General features: G+C 59.7%; 19 protein-coding genes. 8 read left to right on the forward strand and 11 right to left on the reverse strand.

Annotated elements, in window-relative coordinates; all coding sequences use genetic code 11:
• Window positions 1-38: 38 nt before the first annotated feature.
• Together rmf and MFF30_RS11900 are read left to right on the forward strand one after the other, a co-directional pair.
• Window positions 39-215 (forward strand): ribosome modulation factor, encoded by a 177-nt coding sequence (gene rmf / locus MFF30_RS11895; RefSeq protein ID WP_238279627.1) that lies wholly within the window; start codon window positions 39-41, stop codon window positions 213-215.
• Between the two features lie 660 nt (window positions 216-875).
• The gene (locus MFF30_RS11900; protein ID WP_238279628.1) at window positions 876-2327 is read left to right on the forward strand and encodes a calcium-binding protein; all 1452 of its coding nucleotides are present in this window, start codon (window positions 876-878) and stop codon (window positions 2325-2327) included.
• 335 nt (window positions 2328-2662) lie between these two features.
• Here MFF30_RS11900 and MFF30_RS11905 read toward each other — a convergent pair whose 3' ends face one another.
• The 3 genes from MFF30_RS11905 to MFF30_RS11915 all read right to left on the reverse strand — a co-directional run bounded on the left by MFF30_RS11905 (window position 2663) and on the right by MFF30_RS11915 (window position 4813).
• Window positions 2663-2827 (reverse strand): hypothetical protein, encoded by a 165-nt coding sequence (locus tag MFF30_RS11905; RefSeq protein ID WP_238279629.1) that lies wholly within the window; start codon window positions 2825-2827, stop codon window positions 2663-2665.
• Between the two features lie 374 nt (window positions 2828-3201).
• Complete coding sequence (locus tag MFF30_RS11910) at window positions 3202-4188, reverse strand: deaminase (RefSeq protein ID WP_354466026.1); 987 nt, start codon at window positions 4186-4188, stop codon at window positions 3202-3204.
• A complete protein-coding gene (locus MFF30_RS11915) occupies window positions 4178-4813 on the reverse strand; it encodes a hypothetical protein (protein WP_238279631.1) in 636 nt (211 codons plus the stop codon). The genes MFF30_RS11910 and MFF30_RS11915 overlap by 11 nt, the downstream gene beginning before the upstream one ends.
• Before the next feature lie 638 nt (window positions 4814-5451).
• On the opposite strand from MFF30_RS11915, the gene MFF30_RS11920 reads away from it, so the two are divergent.
• Entirely contained in the window at window positions 5452-5655 is a 204-nt protein-coding gene (locus tag MFF30_RS11920) for a KTSC domain-containing protein (RefSeq protein ID WP_238279632.1), read from the forward strand.
• Between the two features lie 188 nt (window positions 5656-5843).
• Here the strand turns inward: MFF30_RS11920 and MFF30_RS11925 are convergent, their stop codons facing one another.
• On the reverse strand, window positions 5844-6134 hold the full coding sequence (locus MFF30_RS11925) for a hypothetical protein (RefSeq protein ID WP_238279633.1): 291 nt from the start codon (window positions 6132-6134) through the stop codon (window positions 5844-5846).
• A 484-nt stretch (window positions 6135-6618) separates the two neighbouring features.
• On the opposite strand from MFF30_RS11925, the gene MFF30_RS11930 reads away from it, so the two are divergent.
• Window positions 6619-7152 (forward strand): Ros/MucR family transcriptional regulator, encoded by a 534-nt coding sequence (locus MFF30_RS11930; RefSeq protein WP_238279634.1) that lies wholly within the window; start codon window positions 6619-6621, stop codon window positions 7150-7152.
• Between the two features lie 45 nt (window positions 7153-7197).
• On the opposite strand, the gene MFF30_RS11935 is transcribed toward MFF30_RS11930, so the two are convergent.
• Both MFF30_RS11935 and MFF30_RS11940 read right to left on the reverse strand, forming a co-directional pair.
• Window positions 7198-7377: a hypothetical protein gene (locus MFF30_RS11935; protein ID WP_238279635.1), complete on the reverse strand. Its 180-nt coding sequence runs from the start codon at window positions 7375-7377 to the stop codon at window positions 7198-7200.
• A gap of 184 nt (window positions 7378-7561) precedes the next feature.
• Window positions 7562-8017 carry a hypothetical protein gene (locus MFF30_RS11940; RefSeq protein WP_238279636.1) on the reverse strand — a complete coding sequence of 152 codons (456 nt, stop codon included), beginning with the start codon at window positions 8015-8017 and terminating at the stop codon, window positions 7562-7564.
• Window positions 8018-8320: 303 nt separating this feature from the next.
• Here MFF30_RS11940 and MFF30_RS11945 point away from each other — a divergent pair, with 303 nt between their 5' ends.
• Entirely contained in the window at window positions 8321-9175 is an 855-nt protein-coding gene (locus MFF30_RS11945) for a hypothetical protein (RefSeq protein WP_238279638.1), read from the forward strand.
• 3 nt (window positions 9176-9178) lie between these two features.
• A complete protein-coding gene (locus MFF30_RS11950; RefSeq protein ID WP_238279639.1) occupies window positions 9179-9739 on the forward strand; it encodes a hypothetical protein in 561 nt (186 codons plus the stop codon).
• 58 nt (window positions 9740-9797) lie between these two features.
• Here the strand turns inward: MFF30_RS11950 and MFF30_RS11955 are convergent, their stop codons facing one another.
• The 5 genes from MFF30_RS11955 to MFF30_RS11975 form a co-directional block, all read right to left on the reverse strand.
• A complete protein-coding gene (locus tag MFF30_RS11955) occupies window positions 9798-10004 on the reverse strand; it encodes a hypothetical protein (protein ID WP_238279641.1) in 207 nt (68 codons plus the stop codon).
• Entirely contained in the window at window positions 10001-10630 is a 630-nt protein-coding gene (locus MFF30_RS11960) for a helix-turn-helix domain-containing protein (RefSeq protein WP_238279643.1), read from the reverse strand. Before MFF30_RS11960 ends, MFF30_RS11955 begins: the two co-directional genes overlap by 4 nt.
• Window positions 10631-10724: 94 nt before the next feature.
• Window positions 10725-11093: a hypothetical protein gene (locus MFF30_RS11965; RefSeq protein ID WP_238279644.1), complete on the reverse strand. Its 369-nt coding sequence runs from the start codon at window positions 11091-11093 to the stop codon at window positions 10725-10727.
• Between the two features lie 112 nt (window positions 11094-11205).
• On the reverse strand, window positions 11206-12240 hold the full coding sequence (locus tag MFF30_RS11970; protein WP_238279646.1) for a hypothetical protein: 1035 nt from the start codon (window positions 12238-12240) through the stop codon (window positions 11206-11208).
• Window positions 12241-12252: 12 nt separating this feature from the next.
• Window positions 12253-12471, reverse strand: coding sequence for a hypothetical protein (locus MFF30_RS11975; RefSeq protein WP_238279647.1), 219 nt, complete (start codon window positions 12469-12471; stop codon window positions 12253-12255).
• 438 nt (window positions 12472-12909) lie between these two features.
• Here MFF30_RS11975 and MFF30_RS11980 point away from each other — a divergent pair, with 438 nt between their 5' ends.
• Both MFF30_RS11980 and MFF30_RS11985 read left to right on the forward strand, forming a co-directional pair.
• Entirely contained in the window at window positions 12910-13281 is a 372-nt protein-coding gene (locus MFF30_RS11980; protein ID WP_238279648.1) for a hypothetical protein, read from the forward strand.
• Between the two features lie 152 nt (window positions 13282-13433).
• Window positions 13434-13652: a hypothetical protein gene (locus MFF30_RS11985; protein ID WP_238279649.1), complete on the forward strand. Its 219-nt coding sequence runs from the start codon at window positions 13434-13436 to the stop codon at window positions 13650-13652.
• Window positions 13653-14021: the final 369 nt, after the last annotated feature.

Below are 14021 nucleotides of genomic sequence, written 5' to 3' on the forward strand. Positions count from 1 at the left end.
CGGTTGATACCGCATCATCTGAACGCGGAGTCACCGTTATGGCCCAGACCCGTCATTCACACGCAGATCCGATCGAGGAAGGTGCACAGGCGCGCATCCACGGCCGCCCGAAGGACGCCTGCCCTTATCCTAGCGACAGTGAGGAGCGTGCCTCCTGGATGGAGGGCTACGACGGCACGCCCCGAGATGACGCGTCCGATCTGGCTCAATGCTAATAGACATCGCATGCGCAGTTGGATGGCACTGATCATTCTGGGTTCGCTCGGGGTAGCTCTCCAGACCGAGGGTGCTTCGGCGAGAGGCATAGGTGCAAGCCCGCCTGCCGGTCTCGCGCCCGCCACGGCACCGGGTGGGACGCAGGGCATCGCTGGGCCCAGAAACACCGCTGAGGCGATCCAGAGCGGACAAGCCTACGCCGTTCAGCCGGGCGGCGGAGGTGTTCGAGTCTACAGGACCATGCCGGGTGGCTATAACACGGGGCCGCGATCCCATCGTAGCGCCAGTCCAAGTTCGCGCCGGGCGCCCTATTGAAACCAACGGATTGATTGAACGACGCTTCGTACAACCGACGAGGAGTTAGATGGGTGCGGCTCAGGGCCAGCGCATGTCGAAGCGCCCGGCGTCGAGTCATTCTGAGAACGGCGGTAGGGCTGTCGTGCGGCTGCGGAAGCGGCACGATGCAGGCAGTGAGTCCTGATGTCGGGGCTGGTTCAGGGCATGCCTCATCATTCCTGCGCACGTACTTCGTACCCGCTCCCAGGTTGAATATTTCAACTCAGAGGGGATTTTACGAGGAAAATTAACGAGATTGTAGAACTGTGCCCTCGAAGCTACCGCTGACTATAACGTCAGACTGTACGCCTAGGAGCTGAGCCATGTCCGCAGTCGCCATCAATGCCGATGCAGGATTTAGTACCCAGAATTTTTGGGTAAACAACTTATCCCAGGCTACAGGCGAACGTTTCACGGGTCTGATCGGTTCTCAGGGATCGCCTCTGCTCGGACAGCAGAGCTTTACCTACTCGAGTTTTGAGTTCGATCAGGGTGGATTGACCTACCGTTATAGTGGCAATTGGACTGTTAATTATAATAATGGCCTACTAATTGGAACCGCAAGCGCCGGGGGGACCTACAACCAAGTCGAGGTTTTTAACGGATCGCAGCTCGTAGCACGTTCAACAGAACTACCGCTCACGGTAGATTTCGGGACCTTCCAGGGCATCGGCTTGCTGAACATCGTCGGCAACGTCGTAGGGGGCGTCTTGGAACTCCTCTTCGGGGCGAGTGCCAACCCAGCTGCCGCCTTTGCAAACCTTAATTTCGACGCTACGCCAAACTTGCCGGATCTCGCCTTCGCGGATGGGCTAACAGCGTTCGGGGGCAACGGCCCGGACACGCTCCAGGGTACGGGCGCGGTAGACATCCTCAGCGGTGGAGCAGGCAACGACCTCCTACGCGGCGGCGCAGGCAACGACTATCTCGACGGCGGCGACGGCAGCAACACGGTGTTCGGCGATGCTGGAGCCGACAGCCTGTTCGGCGGGGCGGGCATCGACACGTTGATCGGTGGGACGGGGAACGACATTCTGCTGGGCGGCGCCGGCAACGATACTTTGAGTGGCGAGGACGGCGACGATCGTATCAACGCAGGTCTGGGCGATGACCTTGTCTTTGGTGGGGCAGGTGATGATGAGATCGGCGGAGGGGACGGCAACGACACCCTCCTCGGGTTCGAGGGTCGTGACGTCCTATACGGCGAGGCCGGCAACGACCTCATGAACGGCGGCGCGGATGCCGATGTCCTGATTGCCGGCGCGGGCAACGACACTGCGTACGGCGAGACCGGGGACGACATCCTCAGCGGCGAGGCTGGCGACGACGCCCTGTTTGGCAATGAGGGCAACGATACCCTCTATGGCGGCCTTGGCAACGATCAACTGAGCGGCGGCAGTGAGGCCGACATCCTCCTGGGCGACGCGGGTAACGACATCCTGGCGGGCGGCCTCGGCAACGATGTCCTGGCGGGCGGAGCGGATTCGGACACCCTATACGGTGAAGCGGGAAACGACATCTTCGATGGTGGGACCGGCAACGATTTCCTGTTTGGCGGACAGGGGGCGGATCAATTCAACTTCGGGACAAATTCTGGAACCGACGTCGTCTTCGATTTCAGTGTCGCAGATGGCGATCGTCTTGCCCTGTTCGGACAGAGCTACGTCATGCAGCAGGATGAATACGGCAATGCTGCCCTAGCCTTATCTGGTGGCGGGCTTGTGGTCCTTGCAGGTATCACCCCAGACCACGTCGACGGGCTGTTTTTCGTCTAGGCCATTGCAGCCTCAACGCTCATCCTCGTGACCCGCTCGGCCTCGGCCGAAGCGGGTTTTTCGCACCTGTTGCTGAACTGTTGCTGCAATTCGTCCTGTAGCACTGTCAACTCAAGCGCGTTGAGGCCCACGCCCGATCAATCGTTGGGTCTCACCCAAAGCCCGCCCAGCACACTGCTGCGGCGGGCTTTTCCGTGCAAAAGCTCGAGCAGCCTCGGACAGGTACGCCAGGTCATTGTTGACTGGCTCCCGGCCGGCGCTGCCCCGCCAAGCCGTGACCCATACCTTCACCCGCCCGGCGCAATCCGAGGCGGGTTTTTGTTGAGCCATCCTTCTCAGCGATCTTCGATCAACGCTTCGACCGCTTGGATTTTGATCTCAAAATCAGCGATGCGTTGGAGATCGCCTCTATTCGGGGGTGGACGGCCGCGCTCCGCTTCCAGCACCAGCGTGTGCTGTTCAGCCCTCAGGCGTTCGATGAGCGCTTCCAGGTCCGACATGCTATGAGAAGCAGTCCGTTGTCAGAAGCGTTCCCGGATCGCGCCGCTTGTCCTTAACAGGCTCGCGTGCGGCTGCGACCCACGCTGCTTTAGGCGGACGCGCTTTAAGCCTCCTCGCCGTCAAGGAAGACAGCCATGCACCTCAGACAAAGCCAGGCCTTGCCGCGCACTGAGGCTCAGCTGGCAAGAGAGGGCGAGAAGGAGCGCATCGCTCAAATGGCTTGGTCGGAGCTCGCTGATGCCAACCAGGTACAAGATGAGAAGATCGACCGTCTGAAAGCGCTGCGATTGGCAAGGCAGGCTGGGCGGTAGAGCGAACGGGCCTTGCCTCTCTTGGTTCGAATGCGGCTCTGTCATTCGAACTCCGGTCCTTCTCACGAAGGGGGTACCAAAGTCGCATCTGGAGACTCAGCGCCCACTGCGTCGCGGACATCCTCCTCATGAGTCGATCTCACACTAACCTTGTCGAGCAGCCTGCCCAGCACAGCTATAACATATTCCTCCGCCTCGATATGGCTTGGAACTACAGTATCAATCATCGGCCGTCGTGGATCAAACAGCCACTTCTTTGCCTCGCCGAGATTAGATTTCCTCTTTCCCTTCTCGAACAGATCGCGATACCTATATGGAGATATTCCGATGAACGGCTTGAATCTAACCTTTCCAAATTCTTTCTGACTATCTACGTCTATCGAATCGCTATGAAGTTGCTGGGCATAGCTTTTTGGATATGGCTCTAAATATACAACGACAGAGATGCCGCTCGCGACTATATGTTTAGCACAGAGATGACAAGGAAACGTGGTACAATACAATACTCCCGACCTTACGGAAGAACCAACTCGTGCAGCATCGCATATAGCTGACATCTCAGCATGTATAATTCTACCAAATTCGATAAGATCCATGACTCTGAGATTTTTGTATTTAGGTCCATTTTTTGGATCCAAAAGTTTATCGACAATTGCTTGAGGCTCCTGAAGAGAAGCTAATTCGTCAGAAAGAAAGTTATCCTTTTTAATTTGTTTTATAATGTCAGCAAATATTTCTACTTTGCTAAGCTCATTTGGATCATGCCCTTCTCTAATATCCCTACTGTCATCTTCATCACCTGTCCAATATGTACCGCCGCCAGCCCTCGGAACTTCATTGGATCCAAGACTTATAACCTCTCCAGAACTGGAGAAAATAGCGGCCCCGACCTGCCGGGAGAGATCTGATGATCTAAGAGACGCGGATTTAGCCAAGTACATTCCATACTCTTCGCGAGTTGGAGAAACTTCGTTGTTGCCAAATAAGGCCTTTAGAAATCTTTCAATCGACGTATTTGAGCTTTCCTTGTCGGTCGGATCAATGAACACATCGCCTAAAGGGAAAGCGTTGCTGATATTCTGTCCATAATCCAGATCCTCTTTGCGGTCCCGCTCGATGAGTGCTTTTGCCCCCCCCTCGAGCGACCTTCTCGGTTAGCGTCCCTTTGGACCTAATTTTGGCTTTCGTTGTGAGATAATCTTCTCTCTTAAAAGGGGATCCATGGACTGAAACTTGGATGAACTGCCGTCCATAGACAGAGCGTAGCAGTTTAATTTCATCAGGAGTTTTGAGCTGCCTTATGATGTACGCGCTGCCATGCTTCGCTTGGCCGCCCTCATCTTTGGCGCTGGCTTCGATTTTGGAATGTATCTTCCTGATTGCACTGATAGCGAGGGCGGCCAATATATCATTCGCCTCATAAGTCTTGCGAATATCGTTCGCATAGTCGATTTTTGAATGATAGATTTTAAAAAAATCAGCTTCTGCTATTTTTTCATTGGACTGAAGTTCGTCCATTATACTAGTAATAGTTATAGTTTCTGCTGTGTAATTAAAGCTCTTGAGTTCGTCGCTAAGTGAACTCTGTGCATATTCGAGATCAACACCGATCGGGCCCACCAAGCCGAATATGAGAACTGGAAATTGTATCAAGTCTGTGAACTTGACGGACATACCGGGAACTTTCCGCTATCGCGAGCCTTGCCTTCCATAGTAGATTTATCAGGTCAATTCTGAAAAATAATGCCCCAGGGAGTACTCGGGATGAGCGGCACGAAGCAGCTATCGAAAGGTTGGTTGAGGGCGGAAATCGCCTCAGCGCTCGCTCAAGTAGTCGAAAAAAGCTATGTTTCTCAAGGGTTAAAAACAGAATTTAATGAAACCGCAAAGCGATTGAATAATTCTGATCGATTGAAGCGACCGCAGGGTTCACTCGCGAGATCCGAATCAGCTGCATAATTTATCCACAGCAAACTTAGGGCGGCCTTAACCTCTATGGATGGGGCCGCTTGCGGTGTGCTCAGAACAGCCCTTTCAAATTTAATTATTCCAACCAAGGGTTGCGTTATTAGTGATCTAACGGCTTCCGGCGACGGTTCATGCCTGCGGTGCCAAGATGATCAAACCTGCTATCTAATTGCAGACCGGGCATTCCGCAGACTGAGATCATTCGCTCTTCCTTGCGCCCGCTCCACCGCCGCCCCAACCGATGCCGACTCGCTCGCCCCGTCGATCTTGATGTTGGTTACAGGCGCCATCGACAACAGCCAAACGGTCGGTATCTTACCATGACGCAGTGGTGAGACCGACCCATGCCTTTCTTTAATTCGTCTGCTATCCAACGCGCAGAATATGATGCGCCAAGCTCAACGCTCCAAATCTGGTTTGTCGAGTCGGGCGGCCCTTACAATTACTATTCAGTGCCAGAGAGTATCTTCATTGGACTCTGCAACGCTGCTTCAAAGGGAACGTATTTCTCAAATCGCATCCGAGATAGGCATAGCTCCCGCCGGTAAGCTCGGCCAATTTTCAACCCTAATACGCCTTGCGAGATATTCGGCTCTATTGCTTTGCTTGAAAGCCTTCATTTCGGTCGTGGTCGCCTCCGGTCGCCGCCTCCGGCTGTGCCGCCGAGTTCCCAAGATCATAGAACCCGTCGTTCTTCGTGGCGTCGCCCTTGCGCTGCCTCAAGCGGGGGCCGTCGTTACCGGCGCGATTCCGCTTCACCATCAGTAGCGGTGTGTAGAGCGTGCATCCGCAGCATTACGCTCTCCACGGCCGCCCGGGTGTATTCCTCAATGAGCTCCTCCGGGATCTCCATCTCCCGAAGGCGCTTCGCCTTGCCTTGTAGATTGACGCCCAGTAGCTCGATGAGGTTCTGGACCTGAGCGTCGCCGACGCTCTTACCTTGTACGAGGGTAGCTAGGTCCTCGCCATAGAGCTCGCCAGCTTTGAGGCCGGCGGCTCGCCATTGGCCATGATCGGCATCTGTCATGACCAGCCCTCAGCCTGCTCCGTAGCCGCCCTTCTTATTGGTCGGGTGCCGGCTTGGCGAGTGGTCGTCGTATCCCCCCGTTTCCGGGCCTTGGTCCTTGGAAGGCTCCACGCGACCTGGTGAGGTTGGGCCAGCCTCTGCCGGATCGTCGCTGACCCGCGGCTCGACCAAGGATTTCCCCTTCGGCGGAATGTTGAGCACGCCCAATGTCGTCTTCTCGCTCGAACTCACAGCGCGTTCCTTCCTCGTCCTAACTTTAGGTGAAGAGGAAAAACGACTGCCGGTTCCAAGCGAGGCGGGTATGGGCAGAAACAACGAGAGTGCTGTCGTTGCGAATTATGATCTATCGAGAGCGTATCTCGGAAATTTCTACGCCAGATCGTGGGCAAGCCCTTACTCGAGAAAGATCGTCGAGATCAGAGCTTGATAATCTGGTGACGGCGCGTCTTAAAAGGAGACCGCTTTACCGGAAGGAAATCACCAGATGGACGAAGTTACCCCGAACACGCCAATCGATCATATCGAGCTAACCGCCGATATCGTGTCAGCCTACGTTTCCAACAACAACGTCCCCCCGAGCGAGCTGGCCAATCTACTCGCCTCCGTGCATGCCGCTCTCAGCGGCCTTTCTACCGGTGGAGCATCTGAACAGGCGAATGACGGAGTGGAGAAGGCGACGCCAGCTCAGATTAAGAAGTCGATCACGCCTGACGCGCTGATCAGCTTTGAGGATGGCAAGCCCTACAAAGCGCTGAAGCGGCACCTGACGCTGCGCGGTCTCTCCCCTGAGGCTTATCGGGAGAAGCACGGCTTACCCGTTGACTACCCGATGACATCTGCAAGCTACTCGGCGCAGCGTTCCGAGCTCGCACGATCTCTGGGGCTGGGCAACAATCGGAAGGGTCAGACCAAGGCTGCGGCGATGGCTGCTGAGTTGGAAAAGACGGTCTCGGAAGCGGCCACACAGGTGACGCCGAAGCGCGCTGGACGGCCGCGCAAGGCTGCTGCTGCCGAGTGAGGTCTCAAAAGGCGGTGGCAACCAAGCTACCGCCTTCAGATTGCGCTATGTGGAAACGAGCTTCTGACGGCCTACTGCCTGCCAGCCCTGCGGCGTCTTCGCCCCCGTCGCCACCATGTCGCCGAGGGTCATCTCCAGGCGGCGGTTGCCCTGGCCATCCGTGGCCATCTGCGCTGACTGGACCTGCACTGGAGCGCCGTTGTTGTTCACGACGACACTGGGCATGGCATCGACCGAGGAGGCGGCGTTGAAGGCCGCGAGCGGCAAGGCGCCGGCCGCACGTAGCCGCCATCGGCGTACCCGCTGGCGCGCCCTGACCCGGGTGTTCGACGACGGTCCTATCGGTCTTCGACGCAGACCCGTCTGTGCTCGGGGAGCTTCATTCCTCCGATCACCGATGGTGCGAAATTCAGCAGGCCAGACGCAGCTTCCAGGTCCTGCTTTCGGTCCCATACATGAGCCGCGTGCAGCCCTGGCGAATTTCGTCCTTACTGAGGTGATCCATGCATCCGAGGAACCACGACGTGCCACGGCTCGTGGGCCCGTATTCGCCAAGGTGATAGAAGCGGCAGCTCTCGGCCTGGCTCTCGTGGATGACCCCACCCAGGGTGCCCCATTGGACTTGGTAGGCCATGAAAGCCCCAAACAAGAGGCCGCCGGCGATTAGAAGCCGCTTGCTGTCAAGGCCGCCCCCAAGGGCCCGTACCCGTCCGACGCGCCAGGCGACGAAGGGGAGAATGAGCATGCAGGCGCCGAAAAACACCGGACCGGGATGGGCGAACGCCTGAAGCCCCAGCGCCCCTAGGGTGATGAGAACGCAGAGCGCGAGGAACGGCCCCGGTCCCGCGGCGAACATCAGGCCCATGGCCGATCCCACCGAGGCGGTCATTTGTTCTTGATGTCTGTTGCTCACAGGCCGGGTTCCCTCTTCGTGCCATAGTGAAGGTGCCAGCAAGATGTTGCCTGCCCCCTAAGAGCCCGTCCGATAGTGTACTGCCGGTGTTAAGTTGTTGGATACATGTTTTGCAGCCGTCCAACGCGGGACTGGAAAGCGGTGCTTAACCCTCGCACTAAGCCGCCACGGATTACGGCCGCAACACAGTACCTTTGCGAAAATTGCCGACGAGTGCGAAATCCATTGTTCACGAGCACTGGGAAAAGTACCCGAATGAAGGTCAGTTCGCTCGCTATCGTCGCAACAATCGCCCTCGTCAGCTCCGTCCACGCCGGGCCGATCCATGACCGCTTTACGGCAGAGACGCGCGAGACGCGCAACGGACGAGAACACCGCACCCTCCTCACCATGACCCACGATGGCGGCGTGCAAACCAACGGGTTGGCAGAGTGGAAGGGCGACGTGCTCTGCGAAATGCGGGACCCGAAGACAGGCAAGGCCGAGACCTTTACGGGGGCCGGCCCGGCTGCCCTGGCGCAGGGCGCGTTCGAAGGCAGGACCAAGACGGTCGGCGAATTTCACATCGAGGAGCCCGACGTCGACGGAGGCGTCGTCGTGAAAAAGGGCGTTCTGGAAATGTCGGACAAGCGCTGCGCGTCCGGCACGCCGGTCGTCGTCCACGGTCAAGCGCCGAAGGCGACGTCGCCGACGGTTGCGAGCGCCGCGCCGGCCGGGAAGGCCCTTGGCAACAACGGCAAGCCGTTCGACGGCTACACGTGGTACCACAACGGCAGCGACATGCTCGTAGACGAGGGCTACGGCGAGATTCGCTATGACAAACCGAAGGCGTCGATCGCCAAGGCAGTGAAGCCCGGGGACGTCCTCTTCCGCGGCGACTTTCATAAGGACGGCACGGTCGAGGGAACTGCCTTCGCGTTCAAGCTCGGTTGCCCGCCGGCGCCCTATCCCGTGAAGGGGCGCTATCCGAAACCGGCCACCTTCGTCGATGGACGGATGGTGCTTACCGGACCAGCACCGAGGCGCAAGGAGGGCTCCTGCGAGGTCGACAAGCTGACATCGTCAAGCGGTCATTCCAAGCTCGTTTTCGACGTCGGTGGCGACATCTGACCGATGTCACCAGTCCGGACCCGCGCCGTCTCGGCAGCTGTGATCGCATCTCTGTTCGCCACCTTCTCTCCGCCGGCTTCGGCGGGCCCTGACGCCGCTTCGCTGGCAGGCGTCTACAAGCATCTGCAGGCCCCGACGACCGAGGAGGGGCGGACTTTCCGGAACGAGGATATTCTGGAAATCGTCCCGTACGGGAAGACAAAGGACAAAGCGTATTTCAGGCTCTACATGCGATTTGCGAAGGGCCACGTCTGCGACGCGACCGGCATCGCGCTGACGACGCGCTTGGGCCTCAAGTACGTGGCCGTCGTCGACGGCAACTCCTGCAGCATGACCATCTCCTTCACGCCCAAAGGGTTGGAGGTCCAAGATAGCGGCGACCAATGCCGCATGGCGTTCTGCGGCGCGCGCGGGGGGTTGAACTGGACATCCCCGATCAGGAGAGCCGATCGGCGGCCGATCCGCTACGGGAAGCGCATCCTCGAGTCCGACATGTACGCAAATGCGGTCAAGATCGAGGAGAAAGCCTCCGCCTCTAAGCCGCCGCAGGTACCGGCACCTTAGGCGGGCCGGAACCGAACCTCGACCCAAGCTGCAAAAATGTCCGCTGCATTGGGCGGGCCTACCTGAAGGTGGTGGCAGCGAGCGTCAGGTCCGCAAACAGCATCGGGGCCTGTAGCCAAGGCCCCGACATCGCGATTGCCGCGTTCAGGTGTGGCACGGGCCAGACCTTCGCCACCGTGAAGGCCAGCTTGCCTCCGTCGAAGGCCGCGCCGTCCGTCAGCATGTGGACTGCGTCACGAGCCCGGATAATGTTGACAGCGCTCACCTGCTTTGCGCTCCCGATTGAAGGGGGCCAGCCTCGGGTTTACCCATCTCGGCGAGGTGCTGCCTGACGTGCGCGTTGAGGACGGTGGTGAGGGCTCGGGCATCCACCTTGAGTTCGTCGGCCATCATGATGGCGATGCGTGCCGGCCAGGACTGCCAGGCGTCGCGGTACTCGCGGGCGGTGTCGAAGAAGAGCTTCTCGGCTGCAGCTCGGTCGACCAACGCGCCTGCCTTCTCGTCGAATTCAAGCTTCCGGAGGCGAGCTAGGTAGGTCTCTTTGAGGGCTCGTGCCTTGGCGAAGGGCATGGCCTGCCCGTCGACGATCACGTAATCGAGCAGGGCCTCGTCTTCCGGGTCGGCTGTTGCATCAACCGTTGCATCAGGTGGTGATGCAACACGTGATGCACGGGCCTCGGCTTCGACCTCGGTGACCCCGTCCCGACGGCCTGAACGGGTCAGATCGATGTTGGCGGCCCGATCCGCTAAGACCTCGGAAAACCTGACCTTTTGCCCGTAGGCCCGCACCGCGCCGGTCTTGATCTGGCGGGACAACGTGCTGCGGTTGATGCCGAGGCGAGCTGCTGCAGCGGAGATGGTGATAAGGGGATCGGACAGCGTTTGTTGCATCAGTTTCGGACCCTGGCGCTAGGAACATTGGGGGCCCCGACCACCCGTATAGGGTTTGAGGGCCCAGGGTCCCTGACGATCTGGACGGGGGGACTCACCCTCGGGCCGACGGGGTCAAGCCCGCCCGCTTCAGCTCACGCTGCATGCTCGTCGTCGACATGGAGGCGGTGCGAGCCTGATGCTGGGCCAAGCCCTGGCGCTCGAGCTCTCGGCGCATGCTGGCGGTCGGGTCGACAGGATGGGATGCTGCCGCCTGGGGCATGGGGGACCTGGGCGGTAGCGTAGTCGACGGCGCACCGCCGGACGAGGGCGAGCGCCCCTTCTCGTAGGCCGCGATCTCGGCCGTCAGCGCATCGAAGTCGCGCTGCTCGTCGTCGGTGAAGGACCGGCTGCGCATGATGGCCTTCTCGCCGTCGAGACGGGAGAGAGCGCTGCGGTACTCGGCTTCGGCGCGGATGGGCATCTGCGGATCCCGTACTCGGTGATGGGTGGCACCCGCGGTCCTGGCCGGAGCCAGGTTCGCCGCCGCGGGTGCCTACGCCGGGCGAAGGAGACGAACTCCCGGCGATCTCGGATCAGGCGGCCTGACGCTGGTCGGTGAGCCAGGTGCTGCGCTGACGCTCGGTCTCCGCTCGCCGCCAAGCAGCCAGATCGAACTCGATGTCGACGCAGTCGTCCCAGCCGACACTTCCGCGAACGGACGCGTGGAGGCCGGCATCCTGGTGGGCAGCCTGCCATTCCCGAGACTGATAGTCGGTGGCGACGCCCAGCTCGATTGCACGCTGGGCGACGGGACGCGGAAGGTGGGTGCTCGGCGAGGTGACCATCGTGGGAACGCGGTCGGCGCCGATGTACTGGAAGGGCGAGATCACGAAGACCTGCATCTCGTCGCTGGCCGGAGTGAAGTCGGGCAGAGCATCGTGGTGGACCGGCAGATCCTGTCCGATCTCCTGCCTGCGGATGCTCCCGGCGATCTCACGCAGACGCTGACCGAAGCCGCTAGCGGTTGCGGCCGGGTCCGTACCCTCCACGGGCTGGCGCAGGCTGTAGAGCGACCATGGATTGATCTCGGCGTGGACCTCCAGTCCGGGCATCGCATGGACGAGGCCTTGCAGGACGAGGGCGTTGGCGATGTCGACCGGGCTGGCGGTACCGTATGCGGGATCGTACTGGCCGGCGGCCGCGCCGCTGATGGTGATGGCGAGCATGCCGTGCGCCTTGGCGACGGCGGCCAGGGTCTTGGTCAGGCTGGCGGCTGCGGCCTCGATCTCGCTGGCGTTCTGCTCCAGGCCACCGGCGACGCGCTCCCGCTCGGCATCGACCCGGGCTGCCTCGATCCGGGCTTCCGCCTCGGTGATGCAGCGCTCGATCTCGGAGAGGGCATCGGTGATGCCGTAGGCCGTTCCCTCGATTTCCCGGCAGGCGCGCTCGGCCTCGGCAATCGCGGCAGCATCACCGCCCTCGATCAGCAGCCGGCGGCGGGTGGCGACGGCCTGCTCGACTTCGACGGCCTGGGCGGCCTGCCGGGCCTGCAGATTGGTGCGGGTGGTGAGGAGGTTGGCGAGTTCGGTCTCGATGGTGCTCATGGCAAAGGCCTTGGATTTCGGCATGGTGATTTCCGATCAGAGCGTGCGGAAGCGGCTCGCGCGAGCGGCGAGGCGCTGAAGGTTCGGAAGGCGATTGAAGCGAGCCCCGTCGAGCATCAGTCGGGCTTGGACCGATCCACGGACGTAGTCAGCGACGGTGAGGCCACGGGCCGCTGCGGTCTGGCGAACCGCTTCAGCGATGTCGCTGGTGACAGCTACATTGAGGCGATCGAGAAGGCTGATCTCGGAGTTCATGGCCGAGATGGTGATGGCCGCTCATCGCTTAGTCATCTGGTCGCATCTGGCATTCCCCTGGTCGCAAACCGCGCTTCGGTAAGCGGCGGGAACCAGTCGAATTCGCTGCGGCGTTCGAAAGTAGCGCCGAAAATTTCCCGTCGCGCTGCGGAGAATGTTTGATCTGAGCGCATACGTGCCTTGCCGCACTGCAGCAGCAAGTTCGCCGTCCGAACTGGAACCCACTGATAGATTTGCGGTATCCTAGGCACCCACAATGTCGCACCGCAATATATCGACACGCTGCCACGCGACTTGAAATATACGCCCGCGACCTGATGCACATATCGGGTTGCATGTCAGCAGAAGCGCACGAGCTAAGGTCCAACAGCAATCATTCACTTGAATTTCGGGCTGCCTATTCGCTGCCTGATCGAGTGAGTCACGAAAGGACCTACCATGAAGAACGTTTCCAAGATTGTCGCTGGCCTTGCACTCGCCATCGGCTTTGCCGCGTCCCCGAGCTTCGCTCAGGACTTCAATTCGGATAGCGCCAGCTACAATCGCGATGGCACCCTCAATGTGTGGGGCGCTCACATCGACCCGCCCCGGTCGCAGGGTGGCCTTCTGGGTGGCGTTGGTAACGTCGTCGGTGGCGTGACCGGAGTTGTAGGCGGTGTAGTTGGTGGTACGGTTGGCGCAGCCGATGACATCGTGACTGGCACTGTTGCCCCGCGTCGTGGTGATCGCGCCGGCCGCTACAGCAATATCAATCGGAACGGTGAGGCAGCCTATCAGGATGGCTTCGCGCCGCGTGGCGCTGCCTACTAAGTCCATATCTGGTTAAGGCAGTGAAAGGCGGGGCGCAGTCCCGCCTTTTCACGTTCAATATGCGCTAGTTCTGCCGAGGAGCATCAAACCATTTCGCGGGCTGGAAACATAATGGCCCTCCAGTTCCTTTCTTCTTTGAAGAGGAGAGTTCGATGTGGATTTTGGAATGGGGCGACAGCACCAACGAGGTGAGCGGACAGTGGAACCATGAGGAGCACGATAGCTCCGAAAAGGCACTCGATGCCGCGAAGACGAAGATCGGCATGGGCCTCAAAGCAAACGCCATCCGTTCGGAGGCAGGCGTTCTCTGGATGAGCGGCGAGGAGCTACTTGATGCTGCCGAAGCCGCTGGAGGTACCAGCGCACACTGATCGAGGTGGTAGCCTGCCCCGACTTCCAGCTGGGCCTTGGTCGCAGCGGCAGTCATGACTGCGCCTCCTCACGATGCTTACGCCGTTCGGCCCATTCACGATCCCGAATAGCCTGAGCCTCGCGAGCCTCTTTGGCCCAGCGCTCATGGTGCTTGTCCCTACTGGGAGCGCGCTTTGCCTGACGCGCGGCGGCTGCCTTTTTCCAAGCAGCATTGGCCTCCTTCTGCCTCAACAATTCCTCGACCGTGATGGGCCCGGCCTTCTGCTTTGGCTGCTCCCAGGCGTAGGTTGGGCGTGTGTGAGATCCTTGAGCACGATCAGCCCGGGGTGCGGCACCGGGATCGAAGTGTGGTCCGGCAGCATCCAACA

This window comes from Methylobacterium goesingense (assembly GCF_022179225.1).
Lineage (GTDB): Bacteria > Pseudomonadota > Alphaproteobacteria > Rhizobiales > Beijerinckiaceae > Methylobacterium > Methylobacterium goesingense.